This is a genomic window from Pantoea sp. X-Soil-YNGN-844 (assembly GCF_059730595.1).
This window is the reverse complement of sequence record NZ_AP036007.1, coordinates 1,301,189-1,318,472: the sequence shown is the minus strand read 5'-3', so window position 1 is coordinate 1,318,472 and position 17,284 is coordinate 1,301,189. Positions and strand designations below refer to the sequence as shown.

Sequence of the window (17,284 nt, the reverse complement as noted above, 5' to 3'; positions counted from 1 at the left end):
TTTTTGCCGCTGTTATCGGGCCGGGCTGGCGGGATGCTGCCAGCTGCCGTTAACCGGACTGTCTGCTGAGGAATTTATCCCGAAATGGAAGAGCTGAACCATTCACTGTTTACTGCCATTAATGCCACACCGGCTTCACCCGCCTGGTTACTGCAGCTGGCGACGTTTTTTGCCAAAGATCTGATCGCCATCGTGCCGCTGTTAATCGTGGCGATGTGGCTCTGGGGACCGCGCGATCAGGTGTCTTCGCAGCGGGTACTGGTACTGAAAACCGGTATGGCGCTGATCTATGCGCTGGCGATCTCCTGGTCTGTGGGCCAGCTGTTGCCACATCCCCGCCCTTTCGCTATCGGTTTTGGTTATCAGTTCCTGCATCACGCCGCCGATGACTCCTATCCCAGCGATCACGGCACCACGATATTTACCTTTGCACTGGCCTTTATCTTCTGGCATCGCCTCTGGTCAGGTGTGGTTCTGATGGTGGCCGGTTGCGCTATTGCCTGGTCGCGGGTCTACCTTGGCGTTCATTGGCCAATGGATATGCTGGGCGGATTCCTGGTGGGGCTACTGAGCTGTCTGGCTTCGCATCTGGCGTGGCAGTTCTATGGCGAGCGGATGCTGGCAGTGATCAATCCACTCTATCGGTCGCTGTTTGCCGTGCCGATTCGCAAAGGCTGGACGCAGGATTAAAAAAGGGACGCGTTAGCGTCCCTGAAGCTGTCGGAAAAAAACTGCACCTGACAGCGGTGAGATCGAGCCTGCGCAGGGAACTGGGTCAGATCGGAAAGACGCAAAAACCGCCATCCATGGCATGCTCGGCCCGCGCGATTACGCACCTCATCCCTGAGGTGCGCCCGTAAACGGGCCTACGCGTTGCGTTGTTCAAAAACGCTCCCGGCGTTTTTGTCCATGGCGCGGGACGCTTTCCTCTTCTGACCCAGCTCTCTGCGCGCTGAGCTAATGCGTTGCGGTTAGATCCTGTTTTAGAAACAGCGCTCGTCTGAGAGGAACATATCAGCGTCCCTGCTCACTTACGACAACCACTTCCCGAACCAGCCGTTAAACTTCATCATTACGAAGTCAATCATCCGGCTGAAGAAGCCGCCTTCCGGCACATCCTGCAGCACCACCAGCGGACGCTGCTCAATCGTCTTCCCGTCTAACTGGAAGTCTATGGTACCGACCACCTGATTCTTCTTCAGCGGCGCTTCGAGTTGTGGCGTCGTAAGTTTAAAACTCGCCTTCAGGTTCTTCATCTGCCCTTTCGGGATGGTCAGCGCGGCATCTTTCGCCACGCCCAGATTCACCTGACTTTTGTCACCAAACCAGACCCGTTGCTGCGCAAACGGCGCATCCGCTTTAATCGGCGTTACCGTTTCAAAGAAACGGAAGCCCCACGTCAGCAGCTTTTCACTTTCGCGGAAACGAATGGCGTCGCTGGCGGTGCCGAGCACCACCGAGATCAGACGCATATCCCCTTCGGTTGCTGAAGCGACCAGATTATTCCCCGCGCCCGAGGTGTGGCCGGTTTTGACGCCATCAACCTTGAGGTTGGTGCTCCACAACAGGCGGTTGCGGTTGATCTGGCGAATATTATTGAAGGTGAACTCTTTCTCTTTATTCAGTGCGTACTCTTCGGGCACATCGCGGATTAGCGCCTGAGCAATCAGCGCCATATCACGCGCGGTGCTGTACTGCCCTTCTGCATCCAGACCATGCACCGTCATAAAGTGGGTATTCTGCAGTCCCAGCGCCTTCACATAGTTGTTCATCAGGCCGATAAACGAATCCTGACTGCCCGCCACATAGTCCGCCAGCGCAATACAGGCGTCATTACCGGACTGGATCACAATCCCTTTATTCAGCTCATGAACCGGTATCCGATCGCCCGGCTTGAGGAACATCAGCGAAGAGCCGCGCAGCTTAGGATTGCCGGTGGCCCAGGCATCCTGTCCCACGGTAACCAGGTCATCCGGTTTGATTTTGCCCGCTTTAATCGCCTGACCGACCACGTAGCTGGTCATCATCTTGGTCAGACTGGCAGGATCGAGACGCTGATCGGCACTGGATTCGGTTAACACTTTACCGCTGGCGTAGTCGATCAGAATCCACGCTTTAGCATCAATGCCAGGCGCAGCGGGAGCCTGCTCAGCAAAAGCACTGATGGGGGCGATAATCAGTAATGAGGTGGCAACGAGGTGCCGCAGGCGAGATGTGAAGCGAGTGTTTGTCATGGGCTTGGCCGGATTGTCCTTGTTAAATCGAAATTCCAGGGGCAGAAAATTCTCACTCAAACGCTAACCGTTGCCGGCAGCGAAAAAAACCGTCGAATCGTAAAGTTTTTTAGAGTTTAGTAGACCAGCCCTGACATAAGCGCCGCGCGCGTGCCCTTTTTCGTCCATTTTGTCGCAGCTAAAACTGCGTGAAATTCCGATTTTTCGCAGAAGAGTTAAGCCCGTCACAATTATCGGCTAACCTGAAAGCCAGTCAGCCGAGGAGACCGACCATGGACTTAGCCCTTTTTGATCTTGATGAAACACTGATTTGTGAAGACAGCACCAGCCTGTGGCTGCGGTGGCTGGTATCACAGGGATTCGCCCCCAGCGAACTGATTGATCAGGAACAGGCACTGATGAACCAGTACTATGCCGGCACGCTGTCGATTGAAGAGTACATGAATAAAACCCTCTCCCCGCTGGCAGGCATGGCGACACTGACCGTTGAAGGCTGGGTGCGCCGCTTCATTCATCGCGACATCCTGCCACGCGTTTATCCGGCCGCCCGCGAGCGCATTGAGTGGCACCGGGCACGCGGTGACAGAGTGATGATCATCTCCGCCAGTGGCGAACATCTGGTGGTGCCGATTGCCGAGAAGCTGGGTGCCTGCGGCGCGCTGGCGATTGGTGTTGAGATCGTGGATGAGCGCTACAGCGGCAACACTTACGGCACCATGACCTACAAAGAGGGCAAAGTGACCCGCCTGGGTGACTGGAAAGCGCTGCAGCAGGAGGAGAATTTTGACCGCACCTGGGCTTACAGCGACTCCATGAATGACCTGCCGCTCCTCCAACAGGCCGATCATGCCCACGTTATCAACCCGGATGAACAGTTGCACCAGGAAGCGCTAAACCGCGGCTGGCAGGTTTACCACTGGGCACGCTGACTCAGCGCCATTCCCGGCAGGTATCATTGTTTCAGGCAGTCTGGATACGGACCGTGCACAACAACCGGCGCATACATGGAGTATGTGAGATTGTGAGCACGGCTCAGGTCCAGACTGACAAATAAAATCGTCTGCCAGGCCAGCTCCTTAGCCGCGGGACGCGCCAGCGTCCTGCGCTAATCCCACTTTCAGCAGCCTGCCATTGGCCTCATCGGTCAGCACATAGAGCCAGCCATCCGGTCCCTGCCGCACATCGCGGATTCGCGCCTTCTGATCGCCCAGCAGGCGCTGCTCTTCCACCACTTTTTCGCCGTTGAGACTCAGACGAATCAGGTTTTTCTCTTTCAGTGCCCCAATAAACACGGAATTCTTCCACTGCGGAAAACGGGCACTGTTATAAAATGCCATGCCGCTGATAGCCGGAGAATCCTTCCAATGATAAAGCGGCTGTTCGGTGCCTGCAGCATGGGTGCCCTTTGATTCCGGCACTTTATCGCCGCTGTAGTCAATGCCGTACGTCGCCAGCGGCCAGCCGTAGTTCTTGCCACGGCTCATGATATTCACTTCATCGCCACCGCGCGGGCCATGTTCATTTTCCCATATCGTGCCGGTCCAGGGATTAAGCGCCAGTCCCTGCGGATTACGCAGACCATAGGCCCAGACCTCTGGCCGCGCGCCGGGCTTTTTCACAAACGGATTATCATCCGGCACGCTGCCATCGGCGTTGAGCCGCAGCAATTTGCCCTGCAGCTTATCGAGATCCTGCGCGGCGCTGCTGACAAAGTTATCGCCGAATGCGATCCAGAGGTAGCCCTGCGTATCAAACGCCAGCCGGGTGCCGATATTGTTGCCGCTGGAGAGCATCGGCGTCTGCCGGACTACCTCGCGGAAATCGCTGAGTTGCCGGTTATCCGGACTCAGCGTCCCGACGCCCACGACGGCACCTGCTTTGCCGCTGCTGTTCGCCTCGGTGTAGCTGAGCCAGACGCGACGGCTGGTCGCAAAATCGGGTGCCAGCACCACGTCCAGCAGTCCACTCTGCCGTTCTGCCCAGACCTTTGGCACGCCCTGAATCGGCTGCGACAGGCCACTCTCCGGACTCCAGCTGCGCAGCGCTCCGCTACGCTCGGTAATCAGCAGCGTTTTGTTGTCGGGCAGGAAGGCAACAGACCATGGATGTTGTAACTTATCCTGCAATACCTCGACCTTTACGTCAGCGGCAAACAGTGGCGAGGCGCAGAACAGCGCGCCGCCGAGCACAAGAGCAGTCGAAAAACGGGACATAAGGTTCTCCTGACGGGATAGCATGCACTTAAGCGTAGTCATCCGCTGCGTGGTGAACCTGAGGATTTACAAAAGATTAAACAGAGCGACAAGGATCCGCCGCCCCGAAAGGACATGGCGCGTTGAAACTGACCGTGTCACGAACCAGCGTATCAATACCCGGCTTCAGATCATCAAAGGTGATTGGCGTCGTGCTGTTACTGACCGTTTTGCCAAAGGCTTTTCGCACAACCCGGATCAACGGTTTGCCGGTCACGGCGTCGCTGGCTTCGATTTCCAGGAACAGTTCACTGTTCTGAGTTCGGTGGCCTGATGCCGCCATCGTACTGGCGACGACTGCCGCAATCGGCACCACTTCGTAAAACTGTCCGCCCTCATTCTCTGCCGGGACGGCGGTGATCGCGGCACGCACTTTAAGAGTATGTGGCGAAGCCTGATTAACCAGCGGCAGACGGGTGGCAATCGCCCCTTTCAACTGAATATCGGTGTAACTGCGTATCTGATCCAGCGTCTGCTGACTGACGCGAGCCGTAGGCCGTGCAGCCGGATAGAACACGACCGGTGTATAGAGCACATCCTGATACTGACTGCTCTTATAGTCGGGAGAAATCCAGCGCAGGGTCGGTTCCCCGCTGGCCGATTCAGAGGGCTTCAGTTGGCTGTAATCCGCTAAGAAACCCGAAGAGTGCTGCTTGTCTGCAACATGAGAAGTACATCCGCTGAGCAACAGTATGGAAACTGCCAGCAGAGCAGCAACGGACGTTTTACGCATGATCAACTCGCTTGTGTCAGGAAGGTTTAAGCAAGCATAGATAAATCACGGGGAAATGCTGAAAATAAGCGTCGTTATAAGGGGTTATCTGTGCGGAAGATCGGAAAATACCCGCTGCACAACGCAGCGGGTGAAAGGCATTATTCAAAACTGGCATCAGGATTATCAGACAGGGTAATGAACTGCTTACCGCCCTGAGTCAGCGCCATGATAGTGCCGGTTTCGATGTCGTAAACCCAGCCGTGCAGGCGCAGTTTGCCATTACGCAGGGCAACGGAGACTGACGGATGAGTCTTCATGTTGTTCAGCTGAGCGATCACGTTCTCTTTGACCATCTCATTCAGCTTCTTCTCTGGCGAGTCATATTCACGCTGCTCAACTACCGCTTTTGCCGCATCGGCATAGCGAAGCCAGTGCTCAACCGCAGGCATGGTATCCATGCAGGCGCAGGAAGCGATGGCGTTCATTGCACCGCAGTTGGAGTGACCGCAGATGATGATGTCTGAGACGCCCAGCGCGACCACCGCATATTCGATCGTGGCGGAGACACCACCCGGTTCCGGGCCAAATGAGGGAACGATGTTTCCCGCATTGCGGATAACGAACAGCTCTCCTGGCTCCTGCTGCGTCACCAGTTCCGGCACCAGACGGCTGTCTGAACAGGAGATGAACAGCGCTTTCGGATTTTGATTTGACGCCAGGCTTTTGAAAAGATCCTTCCTTTCAGGAAACACATTCTGCTGGAAATTCAGAAATCCGTTGATGATCTCTTTCATTATTTAGCTCTCACATTATCCATTTCATTACCTGAGGGGCATAGCCCCCTCAGTGGGGTTTGCTGGTTTATTATTAATGAAAACAAGTGAATATCAACCCGCGTTTTTTCGGACAGCGCTGAACTGCTGTCATCGTCAGCGTTTCGCTTATCCGTCATCCAGCGTTTTCGGATCCGATTTCTTTTTACAGCACGGGACGTTACCGGAAAAGGCAGAGTGTGATCCACCCGCTTTTTTTGTCCGAGTTGTGGACCGGCTTTTACGCGTTTTTTCACTACTTTACGTCGCAGTTTGACCAAAACCAAAGATTTCTCATTTGCATCTGGCCTTTGAGGGCTGACAAAGGGCAGAAGGATAACGCCCGGAGAATGAGCAGGGCGGGTTCAGGCAATGATGACAGCCACGGTGGAGGTGGCCGGGGGAGGAAATTTAGCGGTTAACCATACTGCTGCTGATGCGCTTTTTTGCGGCGCAGATAATCCTCATCCTCACGCAGCTTGTCCCAATAGCCTTTGAAGATAGCGGCCGCAGCGGCCTTTTCCTCGTTGACGCCGCGCGGCAGCTCCTTGCCGTCCGCGTCATATTTGCGTCCGCCTTTGTGGTTACTGTAACGCCGCGCCCGGGTGTACCCCATCTGGATAAATTTGCGCGCCATATCCATGCCGACAAAATCGTCCTGACGCCGGTAATCCTCAAACAGCGCCATGATTTTTTCAGCCGACTCTTCAGCAATGGCAACGGTGCGAAAACGCCAGTGCGGCAGAATTTCGCCTTTATAAGGCTCGACCATCAGCACACCCTGCTCACCTCGCCCGACCTGATAAAGCTCGGGATGCTGGCGGAAGTCGATCGTGCTGAAGTCCTGATCATAATCGAAAGGTTTCATCTCTTTAGTTTAGGATCAAGTGCGTCACGTAGCCCGTCACCGAGCAAATTAAATGCCAGAACCGTGAAGAAAATCGCCAGACTGGGGAAAATCGCCACGTGCGGGGCAATCACCATGTCGGCCCGCGCCTCATTCAGCATGGCGCCCCACTCCGGCGTGGGCGGCTGCGCACCCAGTCCGAGAAACGACAGACTGGCGGCGGTAATGATGGAGGTACCAACCCGCATCGTGAAATAGACCACAATTGGCGATACCGTGCCGGGCAGAATATGCCGCATCAGGATCGTCCAGTCAGACGCGCCGATGCTGCGTGCCGATTCAATATAGGTCTGATGCTTCAGCACCAGCGTGTTACCGCGAACCAGACGGGCAAAGGCCGGGATACTGAAGATAGCGACCGCCACGATCACGTTGCTCATGCCGCTGCCCATAATCGCCACCACCGCAATCGCCAGCAGAATGCCGGGAAAGGCAAACAGCACATCACAGATGCGCATGGTGATACGGTCCCACCAGCCCTCGTAATAACCGGCCAGCAGACCAAACAGCGTGCCAATTACTGCGCCAATGACCACCGAGAAAAAGCCGGCAATCAGAGAGATACGCGTGCCGACCAGCACCCGGCTGAAGATGTCGCGACCCAGCGAATCGACGCCAAAATAATGCATCAGCGACGGACCGTCGTTGAGCCGGTCATAATCGAAGTAGTTCTCTGCGTCGAACGGCGCAATCCAGGGGGCGATCACTGCCAGTACAATCAGTATCAGCACAAACACCCCGGCCAGCAGCGCCACCGGCTGACGCCGGAAGCGTCGCCAGAACTCACGCCACGGCGTACGCACCCGGTTCTCCGCTATCAGCGGCATCGTTTTCAGGGCCGCTTCACGTCGCCAGTTTTTCATCGCGACTCCTTAAAGCGAATAGCGGGGTTAATCACCGCATAGAGCATGTCGACAAACAGATTGATCAGAATAAACTCCAGTGAAAACAGCAGTACTTCGGCCTGAATAACCGGATAGTCGCGCATCGCCACGGAGTCGACCAGCAGACGCCCCAGGCCCGGCCAGTTAAACACCACCTCGACCACAATTGAGCCACCCAGCAGAAAACCAAACTGCAGCCCCATCATCGTGACCACCGGGATCATCGCGTTGCGCAGGCCATGTTTCACCACCACCAGCGACTCGCGTACCCCTTTGGCCCGGGCGGTACGCATGTAATCTTCCTGCATCACCTCCACGAACGAGGCGCGGGTAAAGCGCGCCATGACCGCGGCGACCGCTGCACCTAAGGTGATGGAGGGCAGAATGTAATGCTTCCAGCTCTCAGCCCCGACGGTGGGCAGCCAGCCCAGCTCAACCGAGAAGACCTGCATCAGCAGCATCCCCAGCGCAAAGGCGGGAAACGAAATACCCGACACCGCCAGCGTCATCCCCAGCCGATCGGGCCAGCGGTTACGCCAGACCGCTGAAACAATGCCGATGGTCATGCCAAAAATCACTGCCCAGATCATACTGGCCAGCGTCAGCCACAGTGTCGGCATAAAGCGTGAGGCGATCTCATCCGCAACCGGCCGCTTTGAGACCATCGACTGACCGAAATCACCCTGCAGCGCATTCAGCATAAAGTGCCAGAACTGCTGTGGCAGCGGCAAATCCAGACCCAGCTCCTGACGCACCAGCGCCACCACCGAGGCATCCGCTTCCGGCCCGGCGATCAGGCGTGCCGGGTCGCCCGGCAGCAGGTGAACAAACAGGAATACCAGCACCGCCACGATCAGCAGCGTGGGGATCAGCCCAAACAGTCGTTTGAGAAAGTAGTTAAACATGCAACATCCTGCAGTTGCGGCCAGCCACACGGGCTGGCCGGCTCCGTTACTTCAGCGTGGCCTCATCAAAATTGAATGAGGTATCGGGCATCACATAAAAACCAGTCAGGTTTTTGCTGTTGGCAGAAACCAGCTGCTCAACCACCAGCGGGATCCACGGATGGTCCTGCCAGATGGTGTCCTGCGCCTCTTTGTAGAAACGCGCTTTTTCAGCCCGATCGGTGGTTTTCAGCGCATCGGCCAGATCTTTATCGACCTTCGGATTGCTGTAAAACGCGGTGTTGAAGATTGCCGGTGGCCAGGCTGCGGTGGCAAACAGTGGCGTCAGCGCCCAGTCGGCTTCACCGGTTGAAGCGGACCAGCCGGTGTAGAACATGCGCACGCCGCTCTCTTTCTGGCCTTTACCTTCGACTTCAGCACCACGCTGACCCGCATCCATCGCCGTGACTTTTACCTTCACGCCAATCTGCGCCAGCTGCTGCTGAGTGAACTGCAGCACCTTTTGCGCGGTGCTGTGGTTGTGCGACGACCAGAGTGTGGTTTCAAATCCGTTCGGGTAGCCTGCCTCTTTCAGCAGCGCTTTCGCTTTAGCAGGATCGTAGCTGATAGTCGGATAGGTCTGCGCAAAGTCAATGGCGGGCGGCACGATGCCGGTCGCAGGCGTGGCGTAACCGGCGAAGGCCACCTTCGCCAGCGCCTGACGGTTGATGGCATACTCCAGCGCTTCACGCACCTTCGGATTGTCGAACGGCTTCTGCGTGACGTTAAGGCTGATGTAACGCTGCATGATCGAAGGCGTGGTCACCACATCGAGCTTGCTGTTCTTCTCCAGCAGTTTTGCCTGCTCATAAGGCACCGGGAACGCAAGGTTCGCTTCGCCGGTCTGCAGCATGGCCGCGCGGGTATTGTTATCCACCACCGGTCGCCAGGTAATGCTGTCCAGCTTCGGATAGCCCGGTTTCCAGTAGCCATCCCACTTCTTCACCTTCACAAAGTCGGTCTGATTCCAGGTTTCAAACACAAACGGACCGGTGCCCACTGGATGGAAGCCGATCTCTTTGCCATATTTTTTCAGCGCGGCAGGTGAAATCATTGCTGCCGCCGGATGGGCCAGATTGTTGATAAAGGCTGAGAACGGCTCTTTCAGCGTCACTTTCACCGTGGTCGGATCGACGACTTCGGTGCTGGCAATGCGTTTGAACAGGTTGTAGCGCTTAAGATGGTTATCCGGATTGCTGGCGCGATCGAGGTTGACCTTCACCGCGTCCGCATTGAAGTCCGTACCATCCTGGAATTTAACGCCGGAGCGCAGCTTAATCGTGTACGTCAGGCCGTCGGCGCTGGCCTGGTAGCTTTCCGCCAGCACATTAGTGAGTTTCATATCCTTATCGAAGCCAAACAGCCCCTGATAGAACGATTTCGCCACCGCCTGCGACAGCGTGTCGTTGGCATCATAGGGATCGAGCGTGGTGAAGTTGGACGCGACGGCAATTACCGCATCCTGTGCTGCCCAGGCGGGCAATGTCATTGCGCTGCTTAACACGCCAGCCGCCAGTAACCCTTTACGCATCGTAATCTGCATCTTGTTCTCCTGTAATCCCTGTCGGGTTGGTCGCCGGGGCGACATCTTCACTGTTCAGGTCGCGCTGATAACGTGGCGGGCGACGAAATGACCCGGAGCCACCTCCATCAGCGGCGCCACTTCAGGTTCATCCCCTAACGCATGAATCGGGCTGGGGATCTCATCGACCAGTAAGGCGCGTTCACGACGCCGGTGCGCCGGATCGGCTACCGGCACCGCGGCCATGAGTTTTCGGGTATAGGGGTGTTGTGGCTGTTCAAACACCGCCTGACGCGGCCCTATCTCAACAATCTGACCGAGATACATTACCGCCACACGGTGGCTGACACGCTCCACCACCGCCATATCGTGAGAAATAAACAGAAAGGCGATGCCAAATTCGCGCTGCAGGTCGAGCATCAGATTAATAATCTGCGCCTGAATCGACACATCCAGCGCCGAGACGGACTCATCGGCGATGACCACCTTCGGATTCAGCGCCAGCGCGCGGGCAATACAGATACGCTGGCGCTGCCCGCCGGAAAATTCATGCGGATAGCGCTGAGCATGTTCCGGCAGCAGACCGACTTTATCCAGTAACCAGGCGACGCGCTGCTCCGCCTCGCGACGCGGCATCGCCTTGTGAACCAGCAGCGGCTCCATAATTGAGAAGCCAACCGTCAGCCGGGGATCAAGCGAGGCGTAGGGATCCTGGAAAATAAACTGAATATCGCGCCGCAGATGGGCGAGTGCAGCACCTGAGAGATGGTCGATGCGCTGTCCGTCAAATGTCAGCGTGCCGCCCTGGCTGGCAACCAGCTTCAGTAGCGAGCGTCCGGTGGTCGATTTACCGCAGCCCGACTCGCCCACCAGCGCCAGCGTCTCTCCGGCATAGAGATCAAAACTGACTTTTTCGACGGCATGAACCCGGCTTTTGACCCGATTCAGCAGGCCGCCGCGAATATCGAAGCGGGTGACCAGATCGCGTACCTGCAGAATGGGGGGCTGCAGGCGGCGAACCGTATCCTGCGGCACGTCATCAACCGCGTCGCTATGCAGCAGCGGAAATTTGGCCGGCAGCGGCTGGCCATGCATCGATCCGAGCCTGGGCACCGCGGCCAGCAGCGCCTGGGTGTAGGGCTGCTGCGGTGCGCTGAACAGTTCGGCGACGGGCGCATTCTCCACCACATCGCCGCGATACATGACCTGAACGCGATCGGCCATTTCAGCGACCACGCCCATATCGTGCGTGATAAAAATCACCCCCATCTGCATCTCTTTTTGCAGCACGCGGATGAGTTGCAGAATCTGCGCCTGAATAGTGACGTCAAGTGCAGTGGTCGGCTCATCGGCAATCAGCAGCGCCGGTTTGCAGCAGAGCGCCATCGCAATCATCACGCGCTGACGCATTCCGCCTGAGAGCTGATGCGGAAAACGAGACAGGACATTGTGCGCATCAGGAATACGCACCAGATCGAGCATCCGGCGCGCCTCTGCCAGTGCCGCGGCGTGGCTCAGCCCCTGATGAAGCCGGATGGATTCAGCAATCTGCTCGCCCACAGAGAAGACCGGATTTAGCGAGGTCATTGGCTCCTGAAAGATCATCGCCATATCCGCGCCGCGCACCCGACGCATCTGACTTTTTGAGGCGCGCATCAGATCCAGCACCTCGCCGTTGCGACGACGTAATTGCACCTCACCGCTCACCCTGCCGCCAGCCTGCTCAATCAGCCGCATCAGCGCCAGCGAGGTGACCGATTTTCCTGAACCTGACTCGCCTACCAGCGCCAGCGTTTCGCCGCGAAACAGATCGAGTGACAAATGACGCACCGCGTCTGTGACGGTGGCTTCGTGCTGAAAACGCACACTGAGATCGCGCACCGCCAGCACCTGATCAGGGGCCAGCGGCGGTAGCGTTTGCCTGTCGCTCATCACTGCTCCTTAACTTTCGCGATAGATAGCGACCTCAGCCGCCTCGCCGACCCGCGCAACGCCCCGGTACATGCCTTCGCTGTTGAACGGCAGCGCCACGTTGCCTGCGCGATCGACGGCGATTAAGCCGCCACTGCCGCCCAGTTCCAGCACGCTGTCATGAATAACGTTAACACTTGCCTGCTGCAAAGAGCGTCCGGCGTAGCGCATCTGCGCGGCCACATCGTAGGCCGCCAGCGTCCGCATAAAGACTTCACCGGTGCCGGTACAGGAGACCGCCACGCTGTCGTTGCTGGCGAAGCAGCCCGCGCCCGGCAGCGGCGAGTCGCCGACGCGTCCGGCCTGCTTATTAGTCATCCCGCCCGTTGACGTGGCCGCAGCGAGGTTGCCTGCCAGATCCAGCGCGACCGCCCCGACAGTGCCGAACTTACGGTCCGGGTCGAGCGGGTCGTCACTGTGTGCGGCACCATCATGGTCCAGCACCGCGATATCGCTGTTGAGCGCGCGCTGCAGCTGCTCCCAGCGTTCCGGCGTCGAAAAGTAATCAGGTTCGACCGTTTCCAGCCCCTGCGCCACGGCAAACTGCTCCGCGCCTTCCCCGATAAACAGCACATGCTCGCTTTTTTCCAGCACGGCACGTGCCGCCAGCACCGGATTACGTAATCGCGTTACGCCTGCGACCGCGCCGACATCCAGCGTGCGGCCATCCATAATGCAGGCATCGAGTTCATGGGTGCCCTGATGGGTGAAGACCGCGCCTTTGCCCGCGTTAAACAGCGGACACTCTTCCAGCAGCCGTACGGCCTCGGTTACCGCATCGAGTGCACTGCCGCCCTGAGCCAGTATCTGCTGACCTTGAGTGACAATATCGTGGAGCGCCTGACGGTAGCGTTGTTCCTTTTCAGCGCTCATTGCTGCGCGCGAAATCGCACCTGCGCCGCCGTGAATGGCGATCACTGCATTGACCATAACGCTCTACCCTGTGATTGCATCAGGACGAAAAACACTGATTTAAAATGGTTTTCACCCATTTTTGGTGATTTTTGACTATAGAAAGCCTGCTAAGTGTTGTAAAGCGGAAACTGTTCCTGTGGTTATAACCTTTTCTTACCGCCATATTTCACTTTGGTCGCAATGACCGGCAGGTCAGGCCGACGCCGATGTGACTCAGCGACCAATTCCCACCATAATAGGCAGCATCTGACATAACCAGGCTGGACTGTTCATGGAAAGTTTTACTGCAGGTTTGATCTCCCTTGAGGAGGCGCAACAAAAAATGCTGTCACAGCTGACGCCCGTCACCGACTCACTGAGCGTGTCGCTGGCCGAGGCGGTCGGGCGCATCACCGCAACCGCAGTCACCTCACCGATTGCCGTGCCGCCCTTTGATAACTCCGCGATGGACGGCTACGCCGTCAGGCTGGCCGATGTCAGCAGCGGACAGCCGCTTCCCGTGGCAGGCAAGGCCTTTGCTGGCGCGCCGTTCAGCGGTGAGTGGCCACAGGGCAGCGTGATTCGCATCATGACCGGTGCGCCGGTGCCCGCAGGCTGTGAAGCGGTAGTGATGCAGGAGCAGACCGAAGCTCAGGGCGATGCGATTGTCATTAACGCGCCGGTGCGTCAGGGACAAAATATTCGCCTGACCGGTGATGATATTCAGCCGGGCCATGTAGTGCTGGAAGCGGGTACGCGTCTGGGTGCCGCCGAGCTGCCGCTGCTCGCCTCGCTGGGCATCGCGCAGGTCAGCGTGCTGCGAAAACTGCGGGTCGCTATCTTCTCCACAGGTGATGAACTTCAGCCAGTCGGTGAGCCGCTGGCAGACGGCCAGATTTATGACACCAACCGTTTTGCCGTCTCGCTGATGCTGCATAAGCTGGGCTGCGAAGTCATCGACCTTGGCATTATCAAAGACGATCCCGCTGCTCTGCGCGCCGCATTTGAGGAAGCCGATCGGCAGGCCGATGTGGTGATCAGCACCGGCGGCGTTTCTGTGGGTGAAGCGGATTTCACCAAAAGCATGCTGGAAGAGCTCGGTGCCATCAGTTTCTGGAAGCTGGCGATCAAGCCCGGCAAGCCGTTTGCCTTTGGCCGCCTCAACAGCAGCTGGTTCTGTGGCCTGCCGGGTAACCCGGTCTCCGCCGCCGTCACTTTCTATCAACTGGTGCAGCCGCTGCTTGCCACCCTCACGGGCCAGCAGAAATCCGCCTTGCCACCCCGTCAGAAAGTGCGCTGCGCCTCGCGCCTGAAAAAGTCACCGGGCCGGCTCGACTTCCAGCGCGGCATCCTGCGCCAGAACGCACAGGGTGAACTGGAGGTAGAGACCACCGGAATGCAGGGTTCGCACGTCTTCAGCTCTTTTGCCCAGGCGAACTGCTTTATTGTGCTGGAACGGGATCGTGGCAACGTGGAACCGGGTGAATGGGTCGAGGTGGAACCATTCAACGCCCTGCTGGAGGCGTAAATGCTGCCCGAATTAAGTGATGAGGAGATGCTGCGCTACAACCGACAGATTGTTCTGCGCGGCTTTGATTTTGACGGGCAGGAGCGGCTGAAAGCCAGTCACGCGCTGGTCGTCGGGCTGGGCGGGCTGGGCTGCGCGGCTGCGCCCTACCTTGCTTCTGCCGGCGTCGGCAATCTGACGCTGCTGGACTTCGATACCGTGTCGCACTCGAACCTGCAACGGCAGATCCTGCATCATGACGCGGATATTGGCCGCGCCAAAGTGGACTCTGCCGCGCAAAGCCTGGCCGCCATCAATCCGCACTGCCAGCTGCATCCGGTTAATGGACAGCTGGACGATGCGGCGCTGCTGGCGCTGATTGCCCAACAGCAGGTGGTGCTGGACTGCACTGACAATGTTGCGGTTCGTGAGCAGCTTAACCGGCTCTGCCGACAGCAGCGGGTGCCACTGGTTTCAGGCGCCGCGATTCGGATGGAAGGTCAGATCAGCGTATTCAACTGGCAGCCTGGCACCCCCTGTTATCGTTGCATCAGCCGCCTGTTTGGCGAACAGACCCTGAGCTGCGTGGAAGCAGGCGTTATGGCCCCGCTGGTGGGTGTGATTGGTGCGATGCAGGCGATGGAAGCCATTAAAGTGCTGACATCCTTTGGCGCGCCCGCCACCAGCCGGTTGCTGATGTACGATGCGATGAGCGCGGAGTTCCGCAGCATGAAAGTGGCGCAGGACGCGCATTGTGAAGTGTGTGGCGGTGGGGATAGCAAAACATCTGATTTTTGAGCACAGCGATGAGATCTTACCCGCTTCGGAAACACGGTCAGATCGGAAAGTCGCTTAATCTATCAATGGGCGCTCAGCACCACGGGGCAAAAAAACCGGGGTGGCCTGCGCCACCCCGGTTTTTATCAGACAATACCCTGACTGCGCAGGTAATCTTCGTAATTACCGGTGAAGTCCACCACCTTGTCTGCTTTCAGCTCAATCACGCGGGTTGCCAGCGAGCTGACAAATTCGCGGTCATGCGAAACAAACACCAGCGTGCCTTCATACATCTCCAGCGCCATATTGAGCGATTCAATCGACTCCATATCGAGGTGGTTGGTCGGCTCATCCATAATCAGGATGTTCGGTTTTTCCATCATCAGCTTACCGAACAGCATACGACCCTTCTCACCACCGGAAAGCACTTTTGCCGGCTTCTTAATATCATCCTGCGAAAACAGCAGACGACCGAGAATACCGCGAATGGTCTGCTCATCATCGCCCGGCTGTTTCCACTGACTCATCCAGTCAAATACCGTCAGATCATTGGCAAAATCATCGGCGTGATCCTGAGCGTAATAACCAATACGCGCATTCTCTGACCATTTAACCGTGCCATTATCTGGCGTAAGCTGACCCACCAGCGATTTCAACAGCGTCGATTTACCAATACCGTTGGCACCGATTACCGCCAGCTTTTCGCCCACTTCCAGCAGCAGATTTAAATTCTTAAACAGCGGACCGTTATCAAATCCTTTGGTTAATCCTTCCACTTCCAGCGCATTACGGAACAGTTTCTTGTCCTGCTCAAAACGGATAAACGGGTTCTGACGACTGGAGGCTTTCACTTCATCCAGTTTAATTTTATCCATCTGCTTAGCACGTGAAGTCGCCTGACGTGATTTAGAGGCGTTGGCGCTAAAACGACTGACGAACGATTGTAAGTCAGCAATCTGCGCTTTCTTCTTGGCATTATCAGATAACAGACGTTCACGTGCCTGCGTTGCCGCGGTCATATATTCGTCATAATTACCGGAATAAACCCGCAGCTCGCCATAATCCAAATCGGCCATGTGGGTGCAGACCATATTAAGGAAGTGACGGTCATGCGAAATGATAATCATCGTGCTGTCACGCTCGTTCAGCACCTGCTCCAGCCAGCGAATCGTATCGATGTCCAGGTTGTTCGTCGGTTCGTCGAGTAACAAAATATCGGGATTAGAAAACAGCGCCTGCGCCAGCAGCACACGCAATTTAAAGCCCGGGGCGATTTCGCTCATCGGGCCATAATGCTGTTCAACCGGAATGCCGACGCCGAGTAATAATTCACCGGCACGCGACTCGGCGCTATAGCCATCCATCTCACCGTAAAGCGCTTCAAGATCGCCGACTTTATATCCCTCTTCTTCGCTCATTTCTGGCAAAGAATAAATGCGGTCGCGCTCCTGCTTTACTTCCCATAATTCATGGTGACCCATGATAACGGTGTCCAGCACGCTGAATTGTTCAAAGGCGAACTGATCCTGACGCAACTTACCAATGCGCTCGTTGGGATCGTAAGAGACGTTGCCGCCTGAAGGCACCAGATCGCCACCCAAAATCTTCATGAAGGTGGATTTTCCGCTGCCGTTCGCACCGATTAAACCGTAACGATTACCGCCGCCAAATTTAACGGAGATATTTTCGAACAGTGGCTTGCTGCCAAACTGCATGGTGATGTTGCTGCTAACTAACACGGCATTGACCTTTGTGAAGAGAATGGATGAAAAAACGGCGGCTATTATGCCAGATGTGACGCAGCGCACGCCAGCGTCAGGCGTGGATTCCTGGCGGGGTGATTGATATCCCGACAGAAATAAAAA

Annotated in this window: 15 protein-coding genes; 4 read left to right on the top strand and 11 right to left on the bottom strand. The window is 56.7% G+C overall.

All coding sequences use genetic code 11. The annotated features are described in order from the left end of the window. Window positions 1–84 precede the first annotated feature (84 nt). A complete protein-coding gene (gene ybjG / locus AC6I8C_RS06005) occupies window positions 85–690 on the top strand; it encodes an undecaprenyl-diphosphate phosphatase (protein WP_010254408.1) in 606 nt (201 codons plus the stop codon). 341 nt (window positions 691–1,031) lie between these two features. On the opposite strand, the gene AC6I8C_RS06000 is transcribed toward ybjG, so the two are convergent. After that, the gene (locus AC6I8C_RS06000; protein ID WP_150015262.1) at window positions 1,032–2,234 is read right to left on the bottom strand and encodes a serine hydrolase; all 1,203 of its coding nucleotides are present in this window, start codon (window positions 2,232–2,234) and stop codon (window positions 1,032–1,034) included. Window positions 2,235–2,506: 272 nt separating this feature from the next. On the opposite strand from AC6I8C_RS06000, the gene AC6I8C_RS05995 reads away from it, so the two are divergent. After that, window positions 2,507–3,163, top strand: a complete 657-nt coding sequence (locus AC6I8C_RS05995; protein ID WP_497821896.1) for an HAD family hydrolase — start codon at window positions 2,507–2,509, stop codon at window positions 3,161–3,163. A 147-nt stretch (window positions 3,164–3,310) separates the two neighbouring features. Here AC6I8C_RS05995 and AC6I8C_RS05990 read toward each other — a convergent pair whose 3' ends face one another. The 9 genes from AC6I8C_RS05990 to AC6I8C_RS05950 all read right to left on the bottom strand — a co-directional run bounded on the left by AC6I8C_RS05990 (window position 3,311) and on the right by AC6I8C_RS05950 (window position 13,171). Further along, window positions 3,311–4,447 carry a PQQ-dependent sugar dehydrogenase gene (locus AC6I8C_RS05990; RefSeq protein WP_497821895.1) on the bottom strand — a complete coding sequence of 379 codons (1,137 nt, stop codon included), beginning with the start codon at window positions 4,445–4,447 and terminating at the stop codon, window positions 3,311–3,313. A 76-nt stretch (window positions 4,448–4,523) separates the two neighbouring features. After that, window positions 4,524–5,219, bottom strand: a complete 696-nt coding sequence (locus AC6I8C_RS05985; RefSeq protein ID WP_497821894.1) for a DUF3313 domain-containing protein — start codon at window positions 5,217–5,219, stop codon at window positions 4,524–4,526. Window positions 5,220–5,359: 140 nt separating this feature from the next. Continuing rightward, window positions 5,360–5,995, bottom strand: coding sequence for a carbonic anhydrase (locus AC6I8C_RS05980; RefSeq protein ID WP_013357268.1), 636 nt, complete (start codon window positions 5,993–5,995; stop codon window positions 5,360–5,362). Window positions 5,996–6,431: 436 nt separating this feature from the next. After that, complete coding sequence (locus AC6I8C_RS05975; RefSeq protein ID WP_497821893.1) at window positions 6,432–6,881, bottom strand: DUF4385 domain-containing protein; 450 nt, start codon at window positions 6,879–6,881, stop codon at window positions 6,432–6,434. Further along, window positions 6,878–7,783, bottom strand: a complete 906-nt coding sequence (gene gsiD / locus AC6I8C_RS05970; protein WP_061062018.1) for a glutathione ABC transporter permease GsiD — start codon at window positions 7,781–7,783, stop codon at window positions 6,878–6,880. The genes AC6I8C_RS05975 and gsiD overlap by 4 nt, the downstream gene beginning before the upstream one ends. Beyond that, entirely contained in the window at window positions 7,780–8,709 is a 930-nt protein-coding gene (gene gsiC / locus AC6I8C_RS05965; RefSeq protein ID WP_013357265.1) for a glutathione ABC transporter permease GsiC, read from the bottom strand. The genes gsiD and gsiC overlap by 4 nt, the downstream gene beginning before the upstream one ends. A gap of 46 nt (window positions 8,710–8,755) precedes the next feature. Beyond that, window positions 8,756–10,291 carry a glutathione ABC transporter substrate-binding protein GsiB gene (gene gsiB / locus AC6I8C_RS05960; protein ID WP_497821892.1) on the bottom strand — a complete coding sequence of 512 codons (1,536 nt, stop codon included), beginning with the start codon at window positions 10,289–10,291 and terminating at the stop codon, window positions 8,756–8,758. Window positions 10,292–10,345: 54 nt separating this feature from the next. Further along, window positions 10,346–12,202, bottom strand: a complete 1,857-nt coding sequence (locus AC6I8C_RS05955) for a dipeptide ABC transporter ATP-binding protein (RefSeq protein WP_497821891.1) — start codon at window positions 12,200–12,202, stop codon at window positions 10,346–10,348. 9 nt (window positions 12,203–12,211) lie between these two features. Next, on the bottom strand, window positions 12,212–13,171 hold the full coding sequence (locus AC6I8C_RS05950; RefSeq protein WP_497821890.1) for an isoaspartyl peptidase/L-asparaginase family protein: 960 nt from the start codon (window positions 13,169–13,171) through the stop codon (window positions 12,212–12,214). A gap of 256 nt (window positions 13,172–13,427) precedes the next feature. Here AC6I8C_RS05950 and moeA point away from each other — a divergent pair, with 256 nt between their 5' ends. Next, window positions 13,428–14,663 carry a molybdopterin molybdotransferase MoeA gene (gene moeA / locus AC6I8C_RS05945; RefSeq protein WP_497821889.1) on the top strand — a complete coding sequence of 412 codons (1,236 nt, stop codon included), beginning with the start codon at window positions 13,428–13,430 and terminating at the stop codon, window positions 14,661–14,663. Beyond that, window positions 14,664–15,440 carry a molybdopterin-synthase adenylyltransferase MoeB gene (gene moeB, locus AC6I8C_RS05940; RefSeq protein WP_497821888.1) on the top strand — a complete coding sequence of 259 codons (777 nt, stop codon included), beginning with the start codon at window positions 14,664–14,666 and terminating at the stop codon, window positions 15,438–15,440. A gap of 125 nt (window positions 15,441–15,565) precedes the next feature. Here moeB and AC6I8C_RS05935 read toward each other — a convergent pair whose 3' ends face one another. Then, a complete protein-coding gene (locus AC6I8C_RS05935; RefSeq protein WP_033782451.1) occupies window positions 15,566–17,158 on the bottom strand; it encodes an ABC-F family ATPase in 1,593 nt (530 codons plus the stop codon). Between the last annotated feature and the right edge of the window lie 126 nt (window positions 17,159–17,284).

Coding starts and splice junctions, on each gene's coding strand:
- gsiC (WP_013357265.1), bottom strand. CDS start 8,709: ATGTTTAACTACTTTCTCAAACGACTGTTTGGGCTGATCCCCACGCTG.
- ybjG (WP_010254408.1), top strand. CDS start 85: ATGGAAGAGCTGAACCATTCACTGTTTACTGCCATTAATGCCACACCG.
- AC6I8C_RS05985 (WP_497821894.1), bottom strand. CDS start 5,219: ATGCGTAAAACGTCCGTTGCTGCTCTGCTGGCAGTTTCCATACTGTTG.
- gsiD (WP_061062018.1), bottom strand. CDS start 7,783: ATGAAAAACTGGCGACGTGAAGCGGCCCTGAAAACGATGCCGCTGATA.
- AC6I8C_RS05995 (WP_497821896.1), top strand. CDS start 2,507: ATGGACTTAGCCCTTTTTGATCTTGATGAAACACTGATTTGTGAAGAC.
- AC6I8C_RS06000 (WP_150015262.1), bottom strand. CDS start 2,234: ATGACAAACACTCGCTTCACATCTCGCCTGCGGCACCTCGTTGCCACC.
- moeB (WP_497821888.1), top strand. CDS start 14,664: ATGCTGCCCGAATTAAGTGATGAGGAGATGCTGCGCTACAACCGACAG.
- AC6I8C_RS05950 (WP_497821890.1), bottom strand. CDS start 13,171: ATGGTCAATGCAGTGATCGCCATTCACGGCGGCGCAGGTGCGATTTCG.
- gsiB (WP_497821892.1), bottom strand. CDS start 10,291: ATGCAGATTACGATGCGTAAAGGGTTACTGGCGGCTGGCGTGTTAAGC.
- moeA (WP_497821889.1), top strand. CDS start 13,428: ATGGAAAGTTTTACTGCAGGTTTGATCTCCCTTGAGGAGGCGCAACAA.
- AC6I8C_RS05990 (WP_497821895.1), bottom strand. CDS start 4,447: ATGTCCCGTTTTTCGACTGCTCTTGTGCTCGGCGGCGCGCTGTTCTGC.
- AC6I8C_RS05955 (WP_497821891.1), bottom strand. CDS start 12,202: ATGAGCGACAGGCAAACGCTACCGCCGCTGGCCCCTGATCAGGTGCTG.
- AC6I8C_RS05975 (WP_497821893.1), bottom strand. CDS start 6,881: ATGAAACCTTTCGATTATGATCAGGACTTCAGCACGATCGACTTCCGC.
- AC6I8C_RS05980 (WP_013357268.1), bottom strand. CDS start 5,995: ATGAAAGAGATCATCAACGGATTTCTGAATTTCCAGCAGAATGTGTTT.